This is a genomic window from Enterococcus pseudoavium NBRC 100491, assembly GCF_001544295.1.
Classification (GTDB): Bacteria; Bacillota; Bacilli; order Lactobacillales; family Enterococcaceae; genus Enterococcus_A; species Enterococcus_A pseudoavium.
In genome coordinates this window covers 24,453-49,036 of record NZ_BCQF01000002.1, presented here as the reverse complement: position 1 = coordinate 49,036, position 24,584 = coordinate 24,453, and the positions used below count along the sequence as shown (strand labels likewise).

27 protein-coding genes are annotated in these 24,584 nt (G+C 39.4%); 7 read left to right on the top strand and 20 right to left on the bottom strand.

The genetic code is table 11. The features are described 5' to 3' along the window. Positions 1-10: 10 nt before the first annotated feature. Together tkt and EP1_RS01345 are read right to left on the bottom strand one after the other, a co-directional pair. The gene (gene tkt / locus EP1_RS01350) at positions 11-2,005 is read right to left on the bottom strand and encodes a transketolase (protein ID WP_067622178.1); all 1,995 of its coding nucleotides are present in this window, start codon (positions 2,003-2,005) and stop codon (positions 11-13) included. A gap of 94 nt (positions 2,006-2,099) precedes the next feature. Next, positions 2,100-2,342, bottom strand: a complete 243-nt coding sequence (locus EP1_RS01345) for a DUF896 family protein (protein WP_067622174.1) — start codon at positions 2,340-2,342, stop codon at positions 2,100-2,102. A gap of 131 nt (positions 2,343-2,473) precedes the next feature. Here EP1_RS01345 and lexA point away from each other — a divergent pair, with 131 nt between their 5' ends. Next, positions 2,474-3,097 (top strand): transcriptional repressor LexA, encoded by a 624-nt coding sequence (gene lexA, locus EP1_RS01340; protein ID WP_067622171.1) that lies wholly within the window; start codon positions 2,474-2,476, stop codon positions 3,095-3,097. A 162-nt stretch (positions 3,098-3,259) separates the two neighbouring features. After that, positions 3,260-3,523, top strand: a complete 264-nt coding sequence (locus tag EP1_RS01335; RefSeq protein ID WP_067622168.1) for a hypothetical protein — start codon at positions 3,260-3,262, stop codon at positions 3,521-3,523. Positions 3,524-3,585: 62 nt separating this feature from the next. Here EP1_RS01335 and EP1_RS01330 read toward each other — a convergent pair whose 3' ends face one another. The 8 genes from EP1_RS01330 to obgE all read right to left on the bottom strand — a co-directional run bounded on the left by EP1_RS01330 (position 3,586) and on the right by obgE (position 12,347). Then, positions 3,586-4,098, bottom strand: coding sequence for an adenine phosphoribosyltransferase (locus tag EP1_RS01330; protein ID WP_067622165.1), 513 nt, complete (start codon positions 4,096-4,098; stop codon positions 3,586-3,588). A gap of 14 nt (positions 4,099-4,112) precedes the next feature. Next, positions 4,113-6,392 (bottom strand): single-stranded-DNA-specific exonuclease RecJ, encoded by a 2,280-nt coding sequence (gene recJ / locus EP1_RS01325; protein WP_067622162.1) that lies wholly within the window; start codon positions 6,390-6,392, stop codon positions 4,113-4,115. Positions 6,393-6,623: 231 nt separating this feature from the next. Then, positions 6,624-7,061 (bottom strand): LapA family protein, encoded by a 438-nt coding sequence (locus EP1_RS01320; RefSeq protein WP_067622159.1) that lies wholly within the window; start codon positions 7,059-7,061, stop codon positions 6,624-6,626. A gap of 8 nt (positions 7,062-7,069) precedes the next feature. Continuing rightward, positions 7,070-7,858 carry an SDR family NAD(P)-dependent oxidoreductase gene (locus tag EP1_RS01315; RefSeq protein WP_067622156.1) on the bottom strand — a complete coding sequence of 263 codons (789 nt, stop codon included), beginning with the start codon at positions 7,856-7,858 and terminating at the stop codon, positions 7,070-7,072. A 40-nt stretch (positions 7,859-7,898) separates the two neighbouring features. Then, entirely contained in the window at positions 7,899-8,825 is a 927-nt protein-coding gene (rnz, locus tag EP1_RS01310; RefSeq protein WP_067622153.1) for a ribonuclease Z, read from the bottom strand. Positions 8,826-8,916: 91 nt separating this feature from the next. Then, on the bottom strand, positions 8,917-9,462 hold the full coding sequence (locus EP1_RS01305) for a DUF456 domain-containing protein (RefSeq protein ID WP_067622150.1): 546 nt from the start codon (positions 9,460-9,462) through the stop codon (positions 8,917-8,919). 125 nt (positions 9,463-9,587) lie between these two features. After that, positions 9,588-10,322, bottom strand: a complete 735-nt coding sequence (locus EP1_RS01300; protein WP_067622147.1) for a winged helix-turn-helix domain-containing protein — start codon at positions 10,320-10,322, stop codon at positions 9,588-9,590. A gap of 711 nt (positions 10,323-11,033) precedes the next feature. Continuing rightward, positions 11,034-12,347: a GTPase ObgE gene (gene obgE / locus EP1_RS01295; protein WP_067622144.1), complete on the bottom strand. Its 1,314-nt coding sequence runs from the start codon at positions 12,345-12,347 to the stop codon at positions 11,034-11,036. 270 nt (positions 12,348-12,617) lie between these two features. Between obgE and gap the strand changes: the two genes are divergently transcribed. Next, positions 12,618-13,628, top strand: coding sequence for a type I glyceraldehyde-3-phosphate dehydrogenase (gene gap / locus EP1_RS01290; RefSeq protein ID WP_067622141.1), 1,011 nt, complete (start codon positions 12,618-12,620; stop codon positions 13,626-13,628). A gap of 155 nt (positions 13,629-13,783) precedes the next feature. Then, the gene (locus tag EP1_RS01285; RefSeq protein ID WP_067622138.1) at positions 13,784-14,533 is read left to right on the top strand and encodes a peptidylprolyl isomerase; all 750 of its coding nucleotides are present in this window, start codon (positions 13,784-13,786) and stop codon (positions 14,531-14,533) included. 48 nt (positions 14,534-14,581) lie between these two features. On the opposite strand, the gene fabZ is transcribed toward EP1_RS01285, so the two are convergent. Beyond that, positions 14,582-15,031, bottom strand: coding sequence for a 3-hydroxyacyl-ACP dehydratase FabZ (gene fabZ, locus EP1_RS01280; RefSeq protein WP_067622136.1), 450 nt, complete (start codon positions 15,029-15,031; stop codon positions 14,582-14,584). 161 nt (positions 15,032-15,192) lie between these two features. On the opposite strand from fabZ, the gene fabI reads away from it, so the two are divergent. After that, complete coding sequence (fabI, locus tag EP1_RS01275; RefSeq protein ID WP_067622133.1) at positions 15,193-15,948, top strand: enoyl-ACP reductase FabI; 756 nt, start codon at positions 15,193-15,195, stop codon at positions 15,946-15,948. 71 nt (positions 15,949-16,019) lie between these two features. Here fabI and EP1_RS01270 read toward each other — a convergent pair whose 3' ends face one another. Then, complete coding sequence (locus tag EP1_RS01270) at positions 16,020-17,033, bottom strand: branched-chain amino acid aminotransferase (RefSeq protein ID WP_067622130.1); 1,014 nt, start codon at positions 17,031-17,033, stop codon at positions 16,020-16,022. A gap of 258 nt (positions 17,034-17,291) precedes the next feature. On the opposite strand from EP1_RS01270, the gene EP1_RS01265 reads away from it, so the two are divergent. Next, on the top strand, positions 17,292-18,206 hold the full coding sequence (locus EP1_RS01265) for a mechanosensitive ion channel family protein (RefSeq protein WP_067622127.1): 915 nt from the start codon (positions 17,292-17,294) through the stop codon (positions 18,204-18,206). 70 nt (positions 18,207-18,276) lie between these two features. Here the strand turns inward: EP1_RS01265 and rpsN are convergent, their stop codons facing one another. The 5 genes from rpsN to racE form a co-directional block, all read right to left on the bottom strand. Continuing rightward, positions 18,277-18,546: a 30S ribosomal protein S14 gene (gene rpsN / locus EP1_RS01260; protein ID WP_067622125.1), complete on the bottom strand. Its 270-nt coding sequence runs from the start codon at positions 18,544-18,546 to the stop codon at positions 18,277-18,279. Positions 18,547-18,729: 183 nt separating this feature from the next. Continuing rightward, positions 18,730-19,218 (bottom strand): cyclic-di-AMP-binding protein CbpB, encoded by a 489-nt coding sequence (gene cbpB, locus EP1_RS01255; protein WP_067622122.1) that lies wholly within the window; start codon positions 19,216-19,218, stop codon positions 18,730-18,732. Positions 19,219-19,310: 92 nt separating this feature from the next. Then, complete coding sequence (locus EP1_RS01250) at positions 19,311-19,823, bottom strand: metallophosphoesterase (RefSeq protein ID WP_067622119.1); 513 nt, start codon at positions 19,821-19,823, stop codon at positions 19,311-19,313. Beyond that, positions 19,820-21,157: a ribonuclease PH gene (gene rph / locus EP1_RS01245; RefSeq protein WP_067622116.1), complete on the bottom strand. Its 1,338-nt coding sequence runs from the start codon at positions 21,155-21,157 to the stop codon at positions 19,820-19,822. Before rph ends, EP1_RS01250 begins: the two co-directional genes overlap by 4 nt. Positions 21,158-21,159: 2 nt before the next feature. Further along, the gene (gene racE / locus EP1_RS01240; protein ID WP_067622113.1) at positions 21,160-21,972 is read right to left on the bottom strand and encodes a glutamate racemase; all 813 of its coding nucleotides are present in this window, start codon (positions 21,970-21,972) and stop codon (positions 21,160-21,162) included. A gap of 152 nt (positions 21,973-22,124) precedes the next feature. Here racE and EP1_RS01235 point away from each other — a divergent pair, with 152 nt between their 5' ends. Then, positions 22,125-22,355, top strand: coding sequence for a hypothetical protein (locus EP1_RS01235; protein ID WP_067622110.1), 231 nt, complete (start codon positions 22,125-22,127; stop codon positions 22,353-22,355). 74 nt (positions 22,356-22,429) lie between these two features. On the opposite strand, the gene EP1_RS01230 is transcribed toward EP1_RS01235, so the two are convergent. Genes EP1_RS01230 through EP1_RS01220 form a run of 3 tightly spaced genes read right to left on the bottom strand, consistent with a single transcriptional unit; the run spans position 22,430 to position 24,577 of the window. Continuing rightward, positions 22,430-23,080 carry an amino acid ABC transporter permease gene (locus EP1_RS01230; RefSeq protein WP_067622107.1) on the bottom strand — a complete coding sequence of 217 codons (651 nt, stop codon included), beginning with the start codon at positions 23,078-23,080 and terminating at the stop codon, positions 22,430-22,432. A gap of 19 nt (positions 23,081-23,099) precedes the next feature. Continuing rightward, positions 23,100-23,744, bottom strand: coding sequence for an amino acid ABC transporter permease (locus EP1_RS01225; RefSeq protein WP_067622104.1), 645 nt, complete (start codon positions 23,742-23,744; stop codon positions 23,100-23,102). Next, positions 23,744-24,577 (bottom strand): transporter substrate-binding domain-containing protein, encoded by an 834-nt coding sequence (locus EP1_RS01220; RefSeq protein WP_067622101.1) that lies wholly within the window; start codon positions 24,575-24,577, stop codon positions 23,744-23,746. The genes EP1_RS01225 and EP1_RS01220 overlap by 1 nt, the downstream gene beginning before the upstream one ends. Positions 24,578-24,584: the final 7 nt, after the last annotated feature.

The following is a 24,584-nucleotide window of genomic DNA, read 5'->3' as shown; positions in this document are numbered from 1 at the left end:
CTTTTACTGATTATAATTCGTTAAATGTATTTACTACATTCTCAACGGTGAAACCAAATTGTTCTAATACATAATCACCAGGTGCTGAAGCGCCGAAGTGATCAATGCCGATCATTTTTCCTTCAGTACCGATGTAACGTTCCCAACCAAATGGAGATGCTGCTTCAATCGCTACTCGTTTAGTTACTGCTTTAGGTAAGACAGATTCTTTATAAGCTTCGTCTTGCGCTTCGAATAAATCAAAACTTGGTAAAGAAACAACGGAAACATCTTTTCCTTGTGCTTTTAATTCTTTTTGCGCTTGAACCGCCAAATTCACTTCAGAACCTGTTGCAATCAAAATACCTTCAGGTGTGTCAGATTCAGCTTTAGAAATCACATAGCCACCTTTAGCTACGCCTGTTTTCGCCAAGTCTTTGCTATTTGGCAAGACTGGTAAGTTTTGACGACTTAAAACTAAAATAGTTGGCTTATTCTGTGTTTCTAACGCTTGAATCCAAGCGGCAGAAGTTTCGTTTCCGTCGGCTGGACGAATGACTTGAACATTTGGCATACAGCGCACGCTAGCTAATTGTTCGATTGGTTCATGCGTTGGACCATCTTCACCAACAGCCACCGAATCATGAGTCAATACATAAATAACCGGTAGATCTTGAATTGCAGACATCCGAATCGCAGGACGTAAGTAATCGGTAAAGACGAAGAATGTTCCGCCATAAACACGCGTTCCGCCATGTAAATGGATTCCGTTCATTGCACTGGCCATCGCAAATTCACGAACGCCGAACCAAATATTACGGCCTTCATAAGAATCTGGTTGGAATTCTTTTTCACCAGCAATCGTAGTATTATTAGAACCTGATAAATCGGCTGAACCGCCCCAAATATTTGGAACTGCTTTAGCGATTGCTTGGATCGCATCTTTACTTGATACACGACTTGCTTGAGCAGTGCCTTCTTCATAAACAGGTAAAGCTTCTTGCCAATTTTCAGGTAGTTCACCCGCAAAGGCCATTTTGAATTGTTGTGCTAATTCTGGATGTACTTTTGCGTAGTTGGCAAACATTGTATCCCAGTCAGCCTCAGCTTTGGCACCTTTGTCATTAATTTCTTCTTTAAAGCGTTGCGCCACTTCTTCTGGCACTGTAAAATCTGGATATTTCCAACCATATACAGCTTTTGCAACATCAATGCCTTCTTTACCTAATGGTGCACCATGAACTGCTGAAGTTCCTTCTTTTGGTGAGCCGTAACCGATGACCGTCTTGATTTCGATTAAGGTTGGTTTTTCTGTTTCAGCTTTCGCTTCATCAATAGCTTTCGAAATCGCTTCTAAGTCATTGCCATCTTTTACTAAAATATGTTGCCAGCCGTAAGCTTCATAACGGGCACCCACATTTTCAGTAAAGGCTTTTGAAGTTGGTCCATCCAGAGAAATATCATTTGAATCATATAAAACGATCAATTTACCTAATTTTAAGTGACCAGCCATTGAGCTAGCTTCGCCAGAAACTCCTTCCATTAAGTCGCCATCACCACATAGTGCATAAGTGTAATGATCCATAACGTTAAAGCTGTCACGGTTATAAGTCGCAGCTAAATGAGCTTCCGCCATTGCCATCCCTACAGAAGTAGAAATACCTTGGCCTAGAGGTCCAGAAGTTGCTTCAACTCCATCTGTATGATGATATTCAGGATGTCCTGGGGTTTTGCTTTCCCATTGACGGAAATTTTTCAAATCATCAATTGTTACTTGATAACCCGCCAAATGCAGCAAACTATATAGCATTGCTGATCCATGACCCGCTGATAAAATAAACCGGTCGCGATTTGGCCAATTTAATGAAGTTGCTGGATTCACATTTAAATGTTTCGTCCATAATGCATAAGCCATTGGAGCCGCACCCATTGGTAAGCCTGGATGACCTGAATTTGCCTTTTGAATCGCTTCAATACTTAAAGTTCTGATTGTGTTTACACCTAATTGATCGATGTTGTCGAACAAGATAGTTCCTCCTTTTTTGGTAAAAAATACTTTAATTCTCTGTCTATTGTAACCGATTTATTTTTAGTTTTCAATCACTTATTCCAGAAAATATCTATTTTCTATTATGCAATCCTTTTTCTTTTTGAATTTTCTTCAATTTTTCAGGTGTGACATCGTTTCCCTCCGGATCAACGACTTTCATTCCTTCGATATGATGGCGCATCCCGCTACGAAATGAAGCAATATACTCTTCTCGCAAGACTTTCTGTTCGTGTGCTTCCGCATCCGTTAAGCCAACACTTTTTTTCTTTTTAGCCAATTCATTAATTCGTGCAATTGTTTCATCATTAATCATCTTGAGCACCTCTTTTCCTATTTAATTATACATAAAAAACAATAAGTTGAAAGTATTAACCAATACGAACGCTTGTTTGATTTGTTCGGTTATCTATGCTACACTAAAAAAAACGAAAGAAGGTGCGGTCATTGGCAAAAAGAACGGAAACCAAACAATTAGAAGTTTTGCGCTTCATTCATGAACGCGTTGAAAATAAAGGGTATCCTCCCACTGTTAGAGAAATTGGAGAAGCCGTGAATCTTTCTTCTACTTCTACGGTTCATGGTCATTTATCTAGACTGGAGAAGAAGGGCTGGATTTTGCGCGACCCGACGAAACCGCGAGCAATCGAGTTGACCATGACGGGACTAGAAAAAATTGGCGCAACACCGCAAGTGATTCCTATGCTCGGCGTCGTTACGGCCGGAGAACCAATCTTAGCGGTTGAAGAGGCCTCTGACTTCTTCCCAGTGCCGCCAGATTTGTCTAGCGAAGAAGGTAGCCTCTTCATGTTAACCATTCGCGGTGAAAGTATGATCAATGCTGGTATTTACGATGGTGATCACGTAATCGTTAGAAAGCAATCAACAGCCACAAATGGTGAAATTGTAATCGCCATGACTGATGAGAATGAAGCCACTTGTAAAAGATTCTATCGAGAATCAGATCATATTCGCTTACAACCTGAAAACGACCAATTAGAACCCTTGATTTTTGACAATGTTTCTATTTTAGGAAAAGTAGTTGGCCTCTACCGCAATCATATTTATTAATCGGAATTAACTTTCCGATTATTTTTTTCTTTACAAAACGAACAAACATTCGTATAATGAATACACAAACACACGTTCGCGTTTTATTTAGTTAATACGCGCAAGAAACATCTTTCTTTTTGGGAAAGTGAGTTCGTTAATACGAAGTAGGAGTGATTATTGATGAAAGCAGTAAGAAGATTTGGTTTGATTATCGCCGTTTTGTTGTTAGGTTTATTGATAGGTAAGTTGGGATCGTTAGCAGCAATCGTCATTTTTTCTGGCTTGTTTCTTGTATGGTTTATGTTGTGGGACGAACGTAAATATGCTCAGCATTATGCTGAACACCATCCCGAAGATCAACCTGAGGAAGAATTTTATTACAAAGAGCCTGCCGAAGATTTTTATTACGTGACTTATGATCATCACTATCATAAGTCCGCTTAATCTAATTGATCACCAAAAAAGCTGTCAGTTTTCTGACAGCTTTTTTTAATTAGCATTTTCTCTTAGTAGTCCATTAAAGTTAAAATATCATATCCTTGAATCTTATCACGACCATGTAGTTCTTCTAACTCAATCAAAAAGGCACAACCAACGACAATTCCGCCAAGTTGCTCAACCAACTCGATTGTCGCTTTGATGGTTCCACCTGTCGCTAGCAAATCGTCAGTAATCAACACTCGCTGGCCTGGTTTAATCGCGTCGCTATGAATCGTCAATGTATCCGTACCGTATTCCTTTTCATACTCTACTGAAATCACTTCACGAGGTAATTTACCTGGTTTACGAACAGGGGCAAAACCCACACCTAATTCGAATGCGACTGGGCACCCTACAATGAAGCCACGCGCTTCAGGACCAACGACCATATCGATTTGTTTTTCCTTGGCATAATCGACAATTTGTTTTGTCGCTTCACGATAAGCTTCTCCATCAGCCATCAAGGGAGAGATATCCCGGAAAATAATCCCTTCTTTAGGGTAATCAGTGATACTAGCAATATAATCTTTCAAGTTCATTTTGATTGTTCCTCCTAGGCTTTCAGCCAATTTCTAATGGTATCAATATCATTCATTAATAAAAACTCTTCACTATCAATCTGAGCCATGCGTTTTTGATAAATAGCACTTTCTTCAAACGCACGGGTTTCAGGAGCCTCTACCATCTGTAAAACGCCGTCGTCTATTGTAACAAATTTTAGCTCAGAAAACACGTGAATCATGAATACTAATAATTTTTCTGGAATTCTTAAGTAATTTGAAACATTTTTAAGTTTATACCGAATGTCGACTCGTGGCTGTTTCCGGAAAAATTGATAAAGTTTGGCAAACTGTTGGCGACTGGGCAGCCCATTCAAATAGGCTTCATCTGGACTATATAAATATAAATAGATTCGATCGAAAACACTTTCGTTGATCAATTCTTTTAATGTATCTTTATAATCTGGACAGTCCAACACCACCAATTGATCGTAATCATTCCAGGCAATTTGTTGGTCATACAGCGTGATTGGCATTTGCAATTCCTCAGTAAAAAACTTTTGACTTTGTGAACGAAAGGCCAAATATAGAACTTTACTCCCCTCGATCTTTTGATTCCAAGTATATTTTGCTCGACGATCAATCACCTGCATTCCCTCAGAAGCAAAATCCAGTAAACGTAACTGAACTTTTTTCTGACCATTCCACTCATTAATTTCTAAATCACCGACGAAATGCGTCTCTGGTTGTTGAATTTCTTCGCTTTCAGCGCCAAATCCAAAACCGATGGCATCTAATTGGCTCGTTTCTTTTTCCAGGGTGAACTTCAGGTGTTGCTGATCGGCACCGATTCGTTTAACGAAACTAACATTTCCATCTACTGAAAAATGCGGAGCCGGATTATCCGTCCCAAACGGCGCTAATTTTTTTAATTCTTCAACAAATTTTAATTCGATTTTATCCAGTGGGAGTGTCTCGTCAATCAAGAGCGTCGCACCTTTACTTAAATCGATATCTTTTTCCGTAATAAAAGTATTAATTTTAGTTTGTAAAGTAGCGATATTCTCAGCCGGTAGCGTTAAGCCCACAGCTGCTGCATGGCCCCCAAAATGCGTAAATTCGGATCTCATCGTATTCAACATGGCGAACAAATCTAATGCTTCGATACTACGACCGGATCCTTTAGCAGTACCTGTGTCATCAATCGATAAAATAATCGCTGGTCGCCCCGTCTGTTTCAAAATATTGCCGGCAACAATTCCCAAAACACCGGGATTCCAGTTTTTCCCAGCAATCACGTTAACAGAATCTTCAGGATTAATTAATGCGGTCGCCGCCGCCGTAGTTTCTTGAACGATTTGTTTACGCTCATTGTTAATCTGATCTAATTTTTCTGCTAGCTCATGAGCGACATCTTCCGCAAAAGTCGTCATTAATTCTACGGCTGGATTTGGATCTCCTAGACGACCAATCGCATTTAATCTGGGGGCTAGGGAAAATCCGATACTAGTCTCGTCCAGTTTTTGTAAATCTACTCCGCTGACTTTCAGCAATTCCAAAAGACCTAGCCTCTGTGTCTGCTTAATGGCCTGTAATCCTAGTTTTACTAAATTACGATTTTCACCTGTCATGGAAACGAGATCCGCAACCGTTCCGATCGTCACTAAATCCAACATTTCTAAGGGAACTTCTTCCAATAAGGCGGTAGCCAATTTGAAGGCCACCCCTGCTCCAGCTAGTTCACCAAAAGGGTATTTCCCTTCTGGATGGCGCGGATGGATAATGCAGTAGGCCTCTGGTAGAACGGACGGCAACTCATGGTGATCAGTGACAATCACGTCAACCCCTTGTGAATTGGCAAATGCAATTGCCTCATTACCAGCAACTCCATTATCGACTGTCACAATCAATTGAATTCCTTCATTGATTTTTTCAGCAAATAGTTCTTTGTTGGGTCCATACCCATGAATGAAGCGGTTAGGTAAAACGTAATGAACATCCGCCCCAATCATTTCTAAAGTCTCCAACATTATTGAGGTACTGGTAATCCCATCAGCATCATAATCTCCGTAAACTAAAATCGGCTGACCTTCCATGACAGCGGTTTGAATGCGTTCAACCGCTTTATCCATGTCATACATGAGGAATGGATCATGTAAATCCTCAATACTAGCCTTGGTTAACTGTGAAAATTCCACTAATGTATGTATGTTTCGTTTCCAAAGTAACTCGGTAAATAAATCACTATATCCTTGTTTAATCATTTCAGCTTTAAATGTCGGATCAATTGGTGATCCTGCTCGATATTGCCAGTCAAAGTTCGCTTTTTTCACTGTATCACTTCCCAACCGTACTAGTATAGCAAAAAAAAATCAGACAAGAAAGAGAAGGAGGTGTGACAAAATTATTGTCACACCTCCTTGTTCCGAATAAACGGTGTTTCAAAAGTTACTTCTTCGGAAATAAGCCGAAATTTCTTGAATCTGACCACTTTTGTCACAACTGCTTCTTGCTAAAATCCATCAAAGATTATCTCTTAACAAAGGGTGATTGTCACGGCCTGATTAATCGTAATAATCAACTGGTGGATTTTTCTTCTTTAACGTATCTGCTGCTTGGGAATCCTCTAGTGCAGCCAACGCCTGATCCTTCTCTTTTAACAAACTTTCATAATTGGCCTTTAACAAGGCGATTTCATTTTCTTGTTCACGTTGAAAAGTCGCTTTTTCTTCTGCTAACTTCTGCTCGTTATCAGTTTCGTAACCTTGAATCGTTTGTTTTAATTTTTTGATTTCTTTTCGTTGTTGAAACAAACTGGCGCCTGAGGTTAATAAAACCACCAAGGCTCCGATTAATGCGGAACCAATGATCACCAGCACTAGTGATAGATAAATTTTCTTGATCAAGAAATTAACCGGGATTTCTTGACTATTTGAAAGTGCAAAAATCACGATTAGCAAAACCAAAATAAAACCTAAAAAAACTTTCCATTGTTTCTTCATACGCCGTCCTACTTCCTATTGAATAATCCTCCTGCTAAAAAATCTCCGATATGGGGGAACAGCCCATAAAAACGACTCGCTCCTTCCATAATGAAGGGACGATTGATTTCGCGAGTGGGTTTCCCCATCTTATTTACAATCGTTTTTGCCAATTTATGGGGATCCAATACGATGCCACCTAAATTTTCTAAATAATTGCCACTTGGATCAGCTTTATCAAAAAATTCAGTTGCAATTGGACCTGGGTTGATTGTTGTTACAGAAACATTTTCTGGCCGCAATTCCAAACGTAACGCATTGGAGAATCCTAAGACAGCGAATTTTGTTGCGGAATAAATGGTTGATTTAGGTGTTGCCATTTTGCCAGCCATCGAAGCCACATTAAAAATATGTCCCTGCTGGTTAGTAACCATTGAAAGAGCAATCTTTTGTGTAAAGTACATCATCCCTAAGACATTAACTTCAAACATTTTTCTAGCAATCGCTAAATCAACATCAATGAAGTTATCAAACAAACCGAAACCAGCGTTGTTTACTAAAACATCTACTTGCCCGACTTCAGTTGCAATTTTCTCGATTACTGATTCAACGCTAGCAGGATCTGCGATATCTAGTTGAAAAGCATAAGCTGCTTTGCCACTTAACTCGCTACAATGTTCCTTTACTTGTCCGATTAAGTTGATCCGACGCGCACAAGTAACCACAATTGCTCCACGTTTTGCTGCTTCATAGCAAATTTGTTCTCCTAAACCAGCCGAGCCACCGGTTACTACAACCACCTTATCTGTTAAATCCATTGCGTTTCCTTCTTTCTGTAGAGCATCCGATTCCCTGTGCTTACGATGAAAATGGGACATCCACGATATCAAAATCCTTAGCTAATTGTGTATTTGGAAAGATCTCTTTTGCTTCCTCTTCCAGTTCTTTTGCTTCCTTGGCTAAATATCTAGCTGAAATATGCGTCAGCATTAACTTTTGAGCCTTCGCTTCTTTGGCGATAGTCGCCGCCTGCTGGGTAGTCGAGTGAAAATAAGCTCGCGCAAGTTTTGCTTCATTTTTATTAAAGGTACTTTCGTGGACAATCACATCACTATCTTTGGCGAACTGACTAGACTTTTTCGTAAGGCGAGTATCGCCAAAAATGGTGATAATCCGGCCTTTTTTGCTTTCACCGACAAAATCTTTACCATCAATGACCCGACCATCTGGCAAAGTTACGGTCTGACCTTGTTTTAGTTTTCCGTATAGCGGTCCAGCTGGAATACCTAACTCTGTCAACTTATCAACTTGAAGCATGCCCTCATGATTTGCTTCAACCACACGAAAAGCATAGCTTTCAATCCCATGATCTAGCAACATGCACTCAACCGTAAATTGCTTATCCTTAAAAATCACGCCTTCATTAAGTTCAATAAATTTTAATGAATAGGCTAGATGGGTCTTAGTTACTTGTAAAGAAGTTCTTACATAATTCTCCAGTCCAGCGGGTCCATAAATTTCGACTGGCTCCTCGCCGCCCTGGAAGGAGCGACTGCTCAATAAGCCGGGTAGACCAAAAATATGATCGCCATGGAGGTGAGAAATAAAAATCTTCTCAATTTTCCGTGGTTTAATATTTGTTCGTAAAATCTGCATTTGAGTTCCTTCACCGCAGTCAAATAACCAAATTGCATTTCGTTCATCTAATAATTTTAGTGCTAGCCCACTGACATTTCGATGCTTTGCGGGAACACCTGCACCTGTTCCTAAAAATTCTAACTCCATAATTCTCCTGACTTTCTATCAAATTATTATTATTTTAGAAGAAAGTCCTGCTCAGCGCAATCTAAATAAAGGAAATCTTATTCATCCTTGATTACTTTCCCTGATCGCTATCATCGACTGCTTTCTCTTTAGATGCTTTTGCCATTTCTTGCGCTTTTTTCACTTCCGCTTCCACTTCTTCATATTCAAGTCGGGTAATTTCTCCGCCTAATTCCATCATGATTAATTGATTCAATGGACGATTATCATCCTCTTCAGCGATCAAAAGCAACGCTGTATCGCCTTCCCCGATTTTATCCACTAAAAACTCAAAGACACCGGTGGCATCGCGAACTTCTTTAGCATCTTGGGTAGCTCCGATCATTCCGCCAGTGAACCACCCCAGCAATACACCAATCGGTCCACCGAGAATCCCCACCATCATACCGATCAAACCACCTGTTGAACTTTTGTTACTGCCGGTAAAATCTAAAAAATCTTCAATTTCAAACTTATGCTCGCCATCATCGGAATGGTGAACCACCGCCATTTGCTCCCCTTTCAATACTTTGCTAGCATGTAGCCGCTTGGTCTTAGAAAAAGCCTCATACGCTTTTGATTCTACATCGAAATTCATAATAATTACTCGTTTTTCCATCTCATCTCACTCCGTTCTTCTTTTAATCTTAGTTTAGCAATAAAACGACCTTTTGGAAAACAGAAAGAGTCTGTGACAAATAAATTATTTATGTAAACCAAATAAATGCAAAATAAAAACCGGAATTAATTTCCGGTCTTTATTTCTTCCATAATCCGATCATCCACTACGTAATGATCAAAAAAGGCTTTTGATAGCTGGTAGCCTTCGCCCCAATTCGTCCGGATCACGTCGTATTCGACGCCATCAATTTTCAATTTATTGCGCAAGTGTTTGATAATTGTCGACAAGCGCGTCATATGACTGGCGGAATCGCTATCTCCCCAAATTTTGATAGCTAAATCATTTCGACTGATTGGTGCTTCCTTAGTTGAAATCAACGTACTTAACATCTCACGCTCAGAGCGTGTCAAATTCCAAAGTGGGATTGGGCGCTTCTCATATTCGTTTGCTTCTTGTTGTGGTCTGATGCCAAAACCAATGGAATAAACCGATTCCTTCAAAGTCTTCTCAGCAAGCTTCTCTCTTAACCCACTAAGTGTTTCATCTTCAAGCAACCATTCATCCACTCCACGGGATTCCCATTCAGCTTTGTCTTCTTTTAATGGCATTTGATCGGTTTCTCTGATAATCGTGAACTTTTCACCAACTTCTTCAAGAATAACCATTAATTCTTGATCAGAAATAGTTTCACTGATGACTAAAACATCGAAAAAACTCATAACTTCTAGCGGTATCTGTTTGGCCTGCAACATAGTAAGCAATTTTGCCGAACTTAAAACCTCGATATTCAGGCGTTGTAGCTTCTCAACTAAAGGTCGCTCAACCAAAATATTGTGTGTTAAAATTAATACTTGCATCGCATTATTCCCCTTTTTTACTATTAAAAATAAACATCCGGTAAGTTACAATCGGAAATATTTAATAATTAACAATATAATTATTACTTGTTATACAGTCAGTTTACACCGCAATACTTTGTAACGCCACAAAAAAGTTTATAATTAACTACTCACAATTAGTATTATTGATAAAAAAATTGGGTTAAAAAACTTTTCCCCGGATAAAATAATGCAATTATCATTTTTAAAGAACATTTTGTTTCTGGATTAACGAAATTGCTCAAAATATAACCCTCATAATCTTTTAGCGTATTTAATTAACAATTCGGAATCTCTTTATTTCTTTTAACTAATAGTTATTACTATTTAAACAAGTTCCGTTATTTAGATAACGCTTTTGCAAGGAGCGGTACCAAACTATTTTAACCGTCGTTAAAAAAGAAAATTTTTCATCATTTATACTCTAAAAAATTAAAAAAATAGAAGCTTATACATTTTAAAATAACATCGATTATCTGTTTTACTGATTACGTTTTTGTTTTTTTTAGTGCTTAACATTCTTCAATCAAAAATTTCTTTTAAAAGTAAATTAATAATCATCCTCTTTTATAACGGACCCTAGTGAGCTTTACTTTCTGAGATTGACTAAACTTTTTTATTGCATGACAAAAAAACACCTCCAACTCAATGGAGATGTCCATGATTATAAAAACTATTTTTTACTTACTTCTAATCAACAAATTCAAATTCAAACTTATCAATGCGAACAAGATCGCCATCTTTCGCTCCGCGAGCGCGTAGGGCTTCATCTACACCCATAGAACGTAGTTGTCGCGCAAAACGCATGACAGTTTCATCATGATCAAAATTCGTCATCTTAAATAGTTTCTCTAATTTTTCACCGCTAAGTACCCAAGTTGCATCTGGTTCGCGAGTGATTGTGAACTCTGGTTCAGTTGATTGGAAACCATAATTAACCGTGTCTTCTTCAAGATCCTCGTCATATAACAAGAATTCTGGTGTTACTTCCAATAAATCAGCGGTCGCATTCAATAGATTATCTAGTCCCTGTTTCGTAATCGCCGAAATCGCAAAGACTGGGATATCATCTGCAAATTCATCTTCTTTGTCTTTTTTCAAAGCTTCCTTGAATTTTTTCAAGTTCTCTTCTGCATTTGGCATATCCATTTTATTTGCGACAATAATTTGCGGACGCTCTAATAAACGCAAATTATGGGAAGCCAATTCCTTATTGATGGCTTGGTAGTCTTCATAAGGCTCACGGCCTTCCATTCCGCTCATATCGATTACGTGCAAAATGACCCGGGTCCGCTCGATATGACGTAAAAATTGTGTCCCTAAGCCAATCCCTTGCGAGGCCCCTTCAATCAGACCAGGCAGATCCGCTGCTGCAAAGCTGCGACCATCACTAGTTGTGACCATTCCTAAATTAGGCACTAAAGTAGTAAAATGATACGCGCCGATTTTAGGACGAGCAGATGAAATTACTGACAGAATCGTTGATTTACCCACCGATGGGAAACCAACCAGACCGACATCCGCCAAGACTTTCAATTCTAATTCAATATTACGTTCTTGACCGGGCTCACCATTTTCAGCTAATTCTGGTGCTGGATTTCGTGGTGAAGCAAAACGCGTATTGCCCCGACCACCGCGGCCGCCGTGAGCAACAACTAGTTCTTGACCATTTTCAATTAAATCACCGATTAACGCTCCGGTGTCAGCATCCCGAACGGTCGTACCTGGGGGAACGCTAACATACGTATCTTCGGCTCCGCGGCCATGCATGCCTTTACTCATTCCATTTTCGCCTGAAATAGCTCTAAAATGTCGATTATAACGAAAATCCATCAAGGTTCTTAAGCCTTCATCGACAACTAAAATAACATCTCCTCCACGACCGCCATCGCCTCCGGCAGGTCCGCCGTCAGGAACATATTTTTCACGACGAAAGGCAACCATTCCGTCTCCGCCTTTACCAGCTTTGACATCGATTGTTACTTGATCTAAAAACATGGACATCTTGGTGTCCTCCTTTATTTCTTTATTCTTCTGACTACTGAATCTCCACACTAAACAAAGTCTTGTTTATTGTAGCTAGATTAGTCGAAAAAGTCCATTCTTATTGATAGAAGCTTAAAGTTTTTTTCTTTTTTCTGCCTTATTTTAGGAATTGATCGTTTAAATTTTAAGTGACAAGATATATCTTTTGACAAAATTTTTGATGCGTAGCACAATTAAATGGTAAGGCATCAAGCATTGCTTGACATAAAAAAGGAGGAACTTTTGGTTATGACAGTAAAAGTAGGTATTAATGGATTTGGACGTATTGGTCGTTTAGCTTTTCGCCGGATTAAAGAAGTATCTGACGATATTGAAGTAGTAGCAATCAACGATTTAACAAGTCCTACAATGTTGGCACAATTATTACAATTTGATTCAACACACGGCACATACCCTGGCACAGTTACTGCGACAGAAGATTCAATCGTTGTTGACGGCGAAAAAACACGTGTATATGCTGAACCAGATGCAAGTAAAATCCCTTGGGTAAAAGAAAATGGGGTTGACATTGTGCTTGAATGTACTGGTTTTTATACATCTGAAGAAAAAGCACAAGCTCATATTGACGCTGGTGTAAAACGTGTCGTTATCTCAGCTCCTGCTGGACAAATGAAAACAATCGTTTATAACGTAAACGATGATACTTTAGATTCAAATGATAAAATCATCTCAGCTGGTTCTTGTACAACAAACTGTTTAGCTCCAATGGCTTACTTCTTAAATGAAGAATTCGGAATTGAAGTTGGAACAATGACAACTGTCCATGCTTATACTTCAACTCAAATGTTGTTGGACGGACCTGTTAAAGGTGGCAACTTACGTGCTGCACGTTCTGCTGCTGACAATACAATCCCACATTCAACTGGTGCTGCTAAAGCAATTGGCTTAGTTATCCCAGAATTGAATGGTAAATTACAAGGACATGCACAACGTGTTCCCGTAGTTGACGGATCATTGACTGAATTGGTTTCAATTCTTAATACAAAAGTAACAGCTGACCAAGTTAACGAAGCAATCAAAAAACATACCATTGATAACCCATCATTTGGTTACGACGATCGCGAAATCGTTTCTGGCGATGTGATTGGAACAACTCAAGGTTCAATCTTTGACCCAACTCAAACTGAAGTAACTTCAGCTGGTGACTACCAATTAGTCAAAACAGTTGCATGGTACGACAACGAATACGGCTTTACTTGCCAAATGATTCGTTTGTTAGAAAAATTTGCTAACTTATAAGAGTCAGCTGATATTTCAGGAGATCATTTTTGATCTCCTTTTTTTATTGGCTTAAATTGATTCATTTTTTGAACAAAAAGTTACGGATTTTTCATAGGAAGTTGTTTAAAAATTTGCTATCATGAAATGGACAACAACTTAAAAAGGAGAATACTATGCGCTTAAAAAAATTAATGATTGGGGTCAGTCTGACGTTATCAGTCGGTTTGCTGGCTGCTTGCGGAAGTGATTCTGCAACTAAAGAAACAAAAGACAGTGCTACAAAAACCACAGCATCGAGCGTTGACCTAAATAAACTAGAGTTACCTCAGCTGACTGATAAAGTAGCTGACGATCAATATTTAGTCGAAATGGTCACGACTGAAGGGACAATCAAGCTAAAGCTCTTCCCTGATCAAGCTCCCAAAGCGGTAGAAAACTTTGTAAAACACGCCAAAGATGGTTATTACAAAGATACGCCTTTTCACCGTGTAATTAAAGATTTCATGATCCAAGGTGGCGATCCAAAAGGTGACGGCACTGGCGGTGAAAGCATTTGGAAAGCGGGCTTTGACACTGAAAATTCCAATCAACTGTACAATATCCGGGGCGCCCTTTCAATGGCCCGCTCTCAATCACGGGATAGCAATGGCAGTCAGTTCTTCATCGTAACGAATAAAGAAGATGTCAGCGATGGACTGGCAATCCAATACTATCCGGAAAAAATTATCGAACAATATAAAAAAGGCGGCGCTCCTAACCTTGATGGCGAATACACCGTTTTCGGTCAAGTCACCGAAGGAATGGACGTCGTTGATAAAATCGCTGCTGGCGAGGTAAAAGACAGTGGATCTGGCGAAAAATCTACTCCTACCAAACCCGTAAAAGTCAGTGAAATTAAAATATTACAAGAACCAAAAAAATAAACTAAAGAAGCAAAATCCGGAAAATCGGTTTTTGCTTCTTTGTTTAATTTATTTTTTTTGCTCTTTGTCCCCTACGATAAAAGTGAATTCACATTCAGTTACAGTCTTGTCCGCTACTGTGGCCCAAGCCTTGGCAGTTCCTACTGGTCCTTTGACTTTTTGGATATCAAAATTCAGGAACAAAGTATCTCCAGGACGGACGAATTCCAAAAATTGCGCTTTGTTGATGCCCCCGATATAAGCAGTCTTCCCTTCAAAGGCCGCTGATTTCAAAATCAGCAATGAACCTGCTTGAGCCAACGCTTCTACGATCAAGGTACCTGGCATAATTGGTTCGCCCGGAAAATAGCCTTGAAAAAAATCCTCATTCATTGTTAGATTTTTTACCGCTGTAATATGCTTCTCATCTTCAAACTCTGTGACTGCATCTAAATAGTAAATGGGAAAGCGATTAGGAATCGCAGCCATGATTTCTTCGACATTCATAATTTTTTTCATTTTGCACCTCGCTGAATATTTCATTTGATTATCAAACTATCATATTCTAATGTTTTAATCAAGGTCTATTGGAATAATCAAAAAATAGTTTGACAATCAAAGCTTTTTACAACATAATGAGAGCATATTATTTTTTATATTATTTAGGAGTGTGTCATTTAATGTCAATTTTAACTGGAAAAAAAATTATCGTGACCGGCGTTGCCAATAAAAAAAGTATTGCTTGGGGTTGTGCTAAAGCCATCGCCGATCAAGGAGCAGAAATAATTTATACGTATCAAAATGAGCGGATGAAAAAGAACTTAGTAAAATTAGTTGGCGAAGATGCCCACATGTTCGAACTAGATGTTGCTAGTGATGAAAAAATTGAAGCTGCTTTTGCTTTAATCGAAGAACAATTCGGCTCAATTGATGGTTTGGTTCATTCGATTGCCTTTGCCAACAAAGAAGAATTATCAGGAAACGTGACGGAGATCACTCGTGACGGTTTCCAATTAGCCCAAGACATCAGTGCCTACTCATTATTAGCTGTTTCAAAATATGCAGCACCTTTAATGACTGACGGTGGCAGCATCGTGACGATGACCTATATGGGTTCTGAGCGTTCAATCCCTAATTACAACATGATGGGAATCGCCAAAGCTGCATTAGAGGCTGAAGTTCGCTACTTAGCAACTGAACTTGCGCCAAAAAATATCCGCGTTAACGCTATTTCAGCAGGAGCAATTAAAACATTGGCTGTGACCGGCGTGAAAGATTACCAATCCTTATTGAACTTATCTGAAGAACGGACACCGGATAAAGTAGCGGTAACGATTGAAGAAGTCGGAAATTCATGTGCCTTCCTGCTTAGCCCCTTGGCAACTGGAATCATTGGCGATATTATTTACGTCGATAAAGGGGTTCATTTGAGCTAAGAAATTCTCCTAGCTTTTTCAACCATTCAAAAAAACGCCATTCTACATGAACGGCGTTTTTTCTATTTATCTTAAACTTCAAAAACCCAACCTTCAGGTGAGTTAACATCCCCAAATTGAATCCCAACTAGTTCATCATATAATTTTTTAGTGACTGGACCTACTTCCGTCTCACTGTAAAATACATGGAAATCATCACCATTTTGGATTCCGGCAATCGGAGTAATAATTGCCGCAGTTCCACAGGCCCCTGCTTCTGCAAATTTATCCAATTCCGCTAATCGCACGTCCCCTTCGATCGCTTCCAGTCCGAAGCGTTCCTTTGCCAAATACAATAGCGAGTATTTTGTAATACTTGGTAAAATTGACGGTGATTTTGGCGTAATGAATTGATCATCATGAGTAATTCCGAAGAAATTCGCTGAGCCCACTTCTTCGATTTTTGTATGAGTGGCGGGATCCAGATAGATACAGTCCGAAAAGTTCCGGTCGTGAGCGATTTGCCCCGGTAATAAACTGGCTGCATAGTTTCCGCCGACTTTTGCCGCCCCGGTTCCATAAGGCGCAGCTCGGTCGTATTCTGAAACGATAAAATTACTTGGCGACATCCCACCTTTGAAATACGGACCTACTGGCATACAGAAGACCCCAAATAAATATTCTGGTGCGGGGATAATCCCAATATTAGGACCGACACCAATTAAATACGGACGTAAATATAAAGTTGCTCCCGTTCCATATGGTGGAACATACTCTTCATTCGCGCGTACTACCTGCATCACTGCATCAATAAACTTCTCTTCGGGAACAGCTGGCATCTGCAAACGTTCCGCACTTTTGTTTAAACGCTTAGCATTTTCATCCGGTCGAAATAAATTGATTTTTCCATCTTTACGACGATAAGCCTTCAAGCCTTCAAAACATTCTTGGCCGTAATGGAGACAGGTAGAGCCTTCATTAATGGTGATCGTATTATCCTCTGTCAATACGCCGTCATCCCATTGCCCGTTTTTCCAATGAGAAATATAGCGGAAAGGCGTTTTAATATAATCAAAACCTAATTCTTCCCATTTTATATCCACCATTTTATCATCTCCTTCTTATTTAATGGTAAGTCTATCACTTTCTTTCATCATTGTCATGGATTTTTTCAATTTTCTGAAAAAACTATTTTTTACATTAGTCGACAGAAATACAGAAAATTGTTACACTATTTTTATTCGCTGATAGCAATTAAGTCGTGATTCTAAAGGTCGCTCTGTGGGGAGCGTTTCCTCCTCTCTGACAGATTTGCCTAATGGACTAAAAATTTACTTTCTTAAAGTTTAAGATAGGAGTGCGTTATGTTTTTAATGACTTCACAAACTGTTGACTCTAGTACTGTCAATGTCGTTGATCAAGCAACGAAACAGCTGTCTGCTTGGCAAAGATACTGGCAGACGATTGATTGGGATCAAGTATTTTCTATTTTGATTCAAAAAGGATTCACCATTTTAGCAGTGTTGATTCTATTCTATCTAATCCGAAAAATCGGGAGCTTCTTGATCACCCAATCTTTTGATCGGCAAAAGAAAAAAATGGTTGATAATGCTACTAGGATCGAAACGATTCATGCTCTGACAATGAATATTTTTTCTTATACACTGTTCTTCTTTTTCCTTTATTCAATTCTGGATACGCTAGGGATTCCAGTTGGTTCACTGTTGGCAGGTGCCGGGATCGCCGGGATCGCCATTGGGTTAGGTGCACAAGGGTTCACTAATGATATTATCACCGGCTTTTTCCTGATTATGGAACAACAAATCGATGTCGGCGATTATATTCATTTAACGAACCTTCAGATCGAAGGAACTGTGACCTCAGTGGGCATTCGAATGCTCCAAATGAAGTCATCCGATGGAACCGTTCATTTTATCCCTAATCGTAATATTACGACCATCAGTAATCTCTCGCGGGCGCATATGCAAGTCAAAGTCGAGGTGCGGATCGAACCGAACGAAGGATATGATCGCATCAGCCACTTGATTGAAGAAGCCAATCAAAAACTAGCGAAAGAATTCCAAGCAGATATTTTTGATGGACCGACTATCTTTGGACTGGTCGACTTAGGCAATAGTAATTACGCCATTCGCACGGTTTTATATGTAACTAACGGAAAACAATTTAAGCTACAGGAAGAATTTCTAAAGGCTTATGTAAAAACATTGACTCAAAATGATTTCACTATCCCAAGCGTGCCGATTACACCTGTGAAATAGAACATTTATAAAAACAAAAAAACCGACAGACGAATTCATTCGTATGTCGGTTTTTTGTTTCATGCTGATTTTACCAACTAGCCTTTTTGACACCGGGAATTTGACCCTTATGAGCCAATTCGCGGAATTTAATACGAGACATGCCAAATTTACGCATATACCCTCTTGGCCGGCCGTCAATCAAATCGCGGCGCTTTAACCGGTTGGGATTTGAATCACGGGGTAATTTTGCTAATCCGTCATAATCGCCAACTGCTTTTAAAGCTGCCCGTTGTTCTGCATATTGTTCAATCAAAGCCTGTTGCTTTTGCATTTTAATGATTTTTGCTTTTTTTGCCATTTCAATACCTCTCTTAATTTTGTTTGTTCTTGATTTATTTAGTGAACTTAACTGTAATCGTTACTGTTTAAACACTTGATTAAAATAGCATGTTCACTTTTACTTGTCAATTTATCGCTACCGGACACTTACTACGACACTATTTTGAGCAAAAGAAAAAGACCCTTTTCAGGATCTTTTGACTTAACTTGGTGAATTGGCATGAAAAATCAATTTAGTTTCAGGATTTTTCCTTTCGATTGTATGGAAAGTGTAATTAACTGCTTTTAAAATTTCTCTACGAGTCACAATCCCGCAAAAGACACCCTCATTATCTAAAACCGGTAAAAATGATGCATCGACTAAAAGATGCAGTACATCTTCCAATTCTGCATCAGGACGCATGACAGCAACCTCTGTCTTCATAACATCAGCTACTGTTAATTCTTCTAAATTGGATATATCAATACCATCGATCCCCAACATCTTTTTGACAATATCATTCAAGCTCAGTAAACCAACAAAATGATCTTCTCTATCCAGCACAGGGATGGTTGAATAGCCTGCCTGCGATAAAAGCAGTAAGGCATGTTCTAAAGGATGTTCCTTTATTACGTTAGCAACATTTTCTGCTGGGATCATCATATTTTCTTTATGATCTCTCATCAATTGTTCAATTGCGGGACTAATCATATGACGCCTCCGTTCTAATTTCTCTATTTCAATTTTACCTCAACAGCTATAAGAAAACGCTTTTTACCCAAATATTTAATAAAAATTAGGAACTAACGTTCAAAATCAGCTGCTAATTCTTCAATCACTTGATGCGATCGATTATAAAACTGAACGTGGTAGTTTGTTTCTTCGCTGTCAATAATTGCATAGCTAGGGATTTGGATTGGACCGCGTGGCTGTGAAATACTTCCCGGATTGACAAAGAGGATGTTTTTGTCCATTTCAGCTACCGCTTGGTGAATATGTCCAAACAAAGCAATGTTTGCGCCCTTTTCTTGTGCCTGTAACGAAAGCATCGTCAAACCAAAGCGTACATTAGATAAATGACCATGCGTCAGGTAAATCGTATCATCGCCAATTTTAACAACTTGTTCTTTTTGGTAACCAGGATCGTAATCACAATTGCCAGTAACAACTGTAAAGTGCTGCCAAAGTTCATCGGTAGCTTTTAACTCTGAATCACCGCAATGAAACATATGGTCTACTTGATCGACATAGCGATTCACGATTTCAACCAAAATATTACGATCACCGTGGTTATCGCTAACAACTAAATATTTCATTTATTTCCCTCCAACCAATTCTGCCAAACCTGCTCAAGTTTTTTAACCGCCATTCCTCGATGACTGATTTGATTTTTTTCTTCACTGGACAATTCAGCCGAAGTTTTTCCAAAGCCAGGTACAATAAATAATGGATCGTAACCAAAGCCATTATCTCCTTGGGGAATTCGGCCGATCCGACCATCCCAATCCGCCTCTACTACTAAACTTTCTTTTTGTGGAGCAGCAAAAACTAATGTGCAATGGAAATGAGCCGTCCGCTTTTCATCAGGAACATCGGTCAATTCATGCAGTAATTTCGCATTGTTTGCAGCATCGCTTTTCCGTTCCCCGGCAAAACGCGCTGAAAAGATTCCCGGTAAACCGTTTAAGGCATCCACTGCTAACCCAGAATCATCAGCTAAAACTGGCTGCTGTAAAATTTGAGCAATCGTTTCCGCCTTCAAACGCGCGTTTTCTTCAAAAGTTTTCCCCGTTTCTTCAACATCTGGCAAATCTGGATAATCCAATAAGGTTTTCGTTTGATATCCTGCTTTTGCAAAAAGTGCAGCAAACTCTTTAGCTTTTCCTGGATTACGGGTAGCAATTACAATTGTTTTATCAGCCGTTTCAACTTCTGTAAGCAGTGCTTCTTTTTGATTGGCAATCAATTCTTCAATCGCCGTTTTTCCATGTAGAATCAACGCGTTCAATTCATCATCATCAAAAGTAGATTCTTCACCCGTCCCCTGAATTTCAACAAAACGCCCTGACTCAGTCAGCACTAGATTCATGTCCACTGCAGCTGCTGAGTCTTCCTGATAGTCCAAATCGGTGACCACTGTTCCATCAGGTAAGATTCCAACACTGATAGCTGCTAAATGCTCCTTAATCGGATCTTCAGCTAATTCACCACTTGCCAATAACTTATTGATTGCTAAACGCAATGCAACAAATCCGCCAGTAATGCTAGCTGTACGTGTACCGCCATCGGCTTGGACAACATCACAATCAACGATGATGTTGCGTTCACCTAGTTTTTCTAAATCAATCACAGCTCGTAAAGAACGACCAATTAGCCGCTGAATTTCCATCGTTCGTCCAGTCAACTTTCCTTTGGCACTTTCACGGCGATTCCGTGTATTCGTTGCTCGAGGTAGCATACTGTACTCCGCAGTCACCCAGCCCGTCTCACTTCCTCTTAAAAAAGGCGGGACTGAATCTTCTAAAGTCGCGGAACAGATGACTTTAGTATCACCAAAAGAAATAACTACCGACCCTTCTGGATGTTTAAATACATTCGTTTCGATTTTTATCGGCCGCAATTGTTGGGCGCTTCTTCCATCATGTCGCAAGTTTATTCTCCTCCTAAATCAATATGTGTCACTGCTAAATCTCGAATATTCAACCATTCACTTGCAATATCTTTAAACATTTTAGGCGAGCCAGTTGTATAAAAAATTCTAGACTTTGTGGCAGCGTGTTGATAATTATTCAAATTGAAGTAATCCAATAATGTGCTGACATCATTGATCGTTTCTGCTCCAGAATCAATCAAGATAACTTCTTGTCCCATTACGTTTTGAATAATCGGCCGCAACAAAGGATAGTGGGTGCAGCCCATAATCAAGGTATCCAATTTTTCCCGTTTCAAAGGGGCCAATGTATGGGAAACAATCTTCTTGGCTACAGAACTATTAAACTGGTTACTTTCAACAATCGGTACAAATTTAGGGCAGGCTAAGCTAGACACATATGTCTCAGGAGCTTTCTTACGTAATTCATTTTCATAAGAACCACTCTTAACCGTTCCTAAAGTACCAATTACCCCGACGCGACCGGTCTCGCTTGCTTTTAAGGCGGCTCGAGAGCCAGGTTGAATCACACCAATAACGGGAATATCAATAGTTTGTTTGATTTCTTCTAATGCTACTGCCGTTGCTGTATTACAGGCAATTACTAGCAGCTTTATATTTTTTTTCAATAAAAAGCGGGTCATTTGCCAAGTAAATTCAATCACTTGTGCTGCTGGTCGGGGGCCGTATGGGCAACGGGCCGTGTCTCCTAAATACAAAATTTCTTCATTTGGTAACTGACGCATTGCTTCTTTGACAACCGTCAACCCGCCGACACCAGAATCGATAAATCCAATTGGTCTTTCATTTGCCAAAAATGCTCATCTCCATCTAGTTCCAAGTATCACCCTATTTTCCACTTTTTGACAAAATATTTCAAGCCCCAGAACTTCATTAAGAAAAAAGCGTTTTCTTTTGAATGGATAACAATCAATGCTACACTTATTATTAAGAGGAGTTGATGAAAATGGACAAAAAAGAACTGACTGAAAATTTAGGAAAAGTTTCTGCTGGCGCCCGTAATCAAGACCCTGCTAGCAAAGCTACCGAAAAAGCTGTTGAGCAGAAAAAGCAAGAAGACAGCACAGACCATGAACCAAGTACGCTAGAAAAATTAGGTAAAACACAAGCAGGAGCTGTTTACGAAGATCCTGCAATGAAAGAAACCGAACGAAAAACAGAAGAAGAAAAAGAATAAAAGGGCGGGAAAACTACCCCCTGATTGAATAAAAAGGCGAAGCTCTCTCATTTAGTAGAAAGCTTCGCCTTTTTTTAATAGTTGTATTTACTAGTTTCTAAAAAGTTAGAAACTAACGATAACAAGTAACATACTACAAAATACATCGCAGTCATCGCAATAAACATTGGGATGACATAATTGGTGTTTTGACCATAAATAATTTTGGCATTATGTGTCAATTCAGGTAATGAAATAATTACCGCTAAAGACGTATCCTTGATCAACGAGATCAATTGACTCAAAATTGCTGGCAACATCGATTTAAACGCTTGAGGTATCACAATCAGTGTCAAAGTTTGAACATAAGTAAAACCGGATGACAGACCTGCTTCTGTTTGACCTTCCGGCACTGCATTCAAGCCAGCACGGAATATTTCAGATAGCATCGCCGACTCAAAAATCGTTAAGGCCGCAACTGCTGCCCAAAAAATATTCAGCTTGATTCCAATTTGTGGTAAAGCGAAATAGGTGAAGAAAATAATCAGTAATAATGGTAAATTTCGAATGATATCTACTAGCAAACCGACAATCTTCGAAAGAACTGGGATATTGCTATAGCGGACGGTTCCAGCAATCCCCCCCAGAACCATACTGAAAATAATTGAAACAATCGAGACCTGGATCGTTACCCATAGCCCATCCAAAAGGAATCGGATATTGATCCATGAAAAAGCATCACTCATATGTTATTCCTTCCTTTCTTTAGGCATTGGCCCAATTCTTATCCAAATAATTCATTAGATAAGATAATGGCAGTGTCAAGATCAAATAAAACAGGCCGACGATAATGTACGTATCAAATGTATTGAATGTATTGCTGGCAATTAAATCCCCTTGATACATCAAATCTAATCCGGCTACCATCGCCAAAATTGAGGAGTTTTTGATCAAGTTGATAAATTGATTCCCTAATGGCGGTACGACAATTTTAAAAGCTTGCGGCAAAACAATATAACGTAATGTTTCGCTGTAAGAAAAGCCCGAAGACAGCCCCGCTTCCATTTGCCCTTTAGGGACTGTTTGAATCCCTGAACGCACCGTTTCTGCGATAAAGGCTGACGTGTAAATCGTCAAACCAATTGTTCCGGCTTGAAACCCGTCGAAGCTGTAGAAATACAGCGGTGCTACAACGTAGAAAAACATCACAATAATCAGTAATGGAATGTTTCGGAAAAATGCAACATAGGCTTTTGCCAAACTGCGGATAATTCGATTATGGGACAATTGCAAAATTGCCATCAGCGTTCCGATAATCAAACTAAAGAACAAAGCTAACAAACTTGCGTAAATCGTAAACTTAAAGCCGCTGACAAAATCAGCTGAGTAGGTTTGAAATAATTCTGTCATTAGAACTGTGCCCCCTTCTTCGCACGACCTTCTGCATCTTTAGGGAACCATTTCTCAAAAATTTTGTTGTAGGTGCCGTTATCATGCATTTTGTGCAAGGCTTGATTGACTTCCTCAAGAAAGTCGTCTTGCCCCTTATTGATTGCAATCCCATAGGGCTCATTGGTAAATGTTCCACCAGTTAATTCATAGTTATCATTTTCTGAGGCCATTCCTAATAAAATCGCATTATCTGTCGTCATCGCCTGACCTTGACCAGACTGTAACGCTGTGAATGCTTCAGCATAATTTTCTAATTCTAAAATTTTAGCATCTGGTGCATGCTTGCGAATATTGATGGTGGAGGTTGAACCTTTAACAGCTAAAACAGTATCATCAGCCGTCAAGTCTTTGACACTTTTGATCGGACTGCCCTTTTTAACCAATAAAGATTGACCAGCATCAAAATAAATGTCAGAAAAATCAACTTGTTTTTTCCGATCCTCGGTAATCGTCATCGTCGCGATAATCGCATCGATATTCCCATTTTTCAGCAAGGGAATCCGGGTTTTTGAAGTTACTTCAACAAATTCGGCTTTACCCTCTTCGCCAAGAATTTCTTTTGTGATGGCCTTGGCAATGTCGATATCAAAACCTTCTACTTGCCGCGTTTTAATATCCATCATCCCGAATAAACGCGTATCATATTTTACTCCCCAAATAATTGTGGGTTCTTCTTTTATTCGTTTCGCTATGTTCTCGTTGGCAACGCTCTCTCCTTTACATCCAGACAAAACTAGCATGAGCAGCAACGGAAGAAATAGCAAAGAGATTATTCTTTTCATCTTCGACATAAGCCGC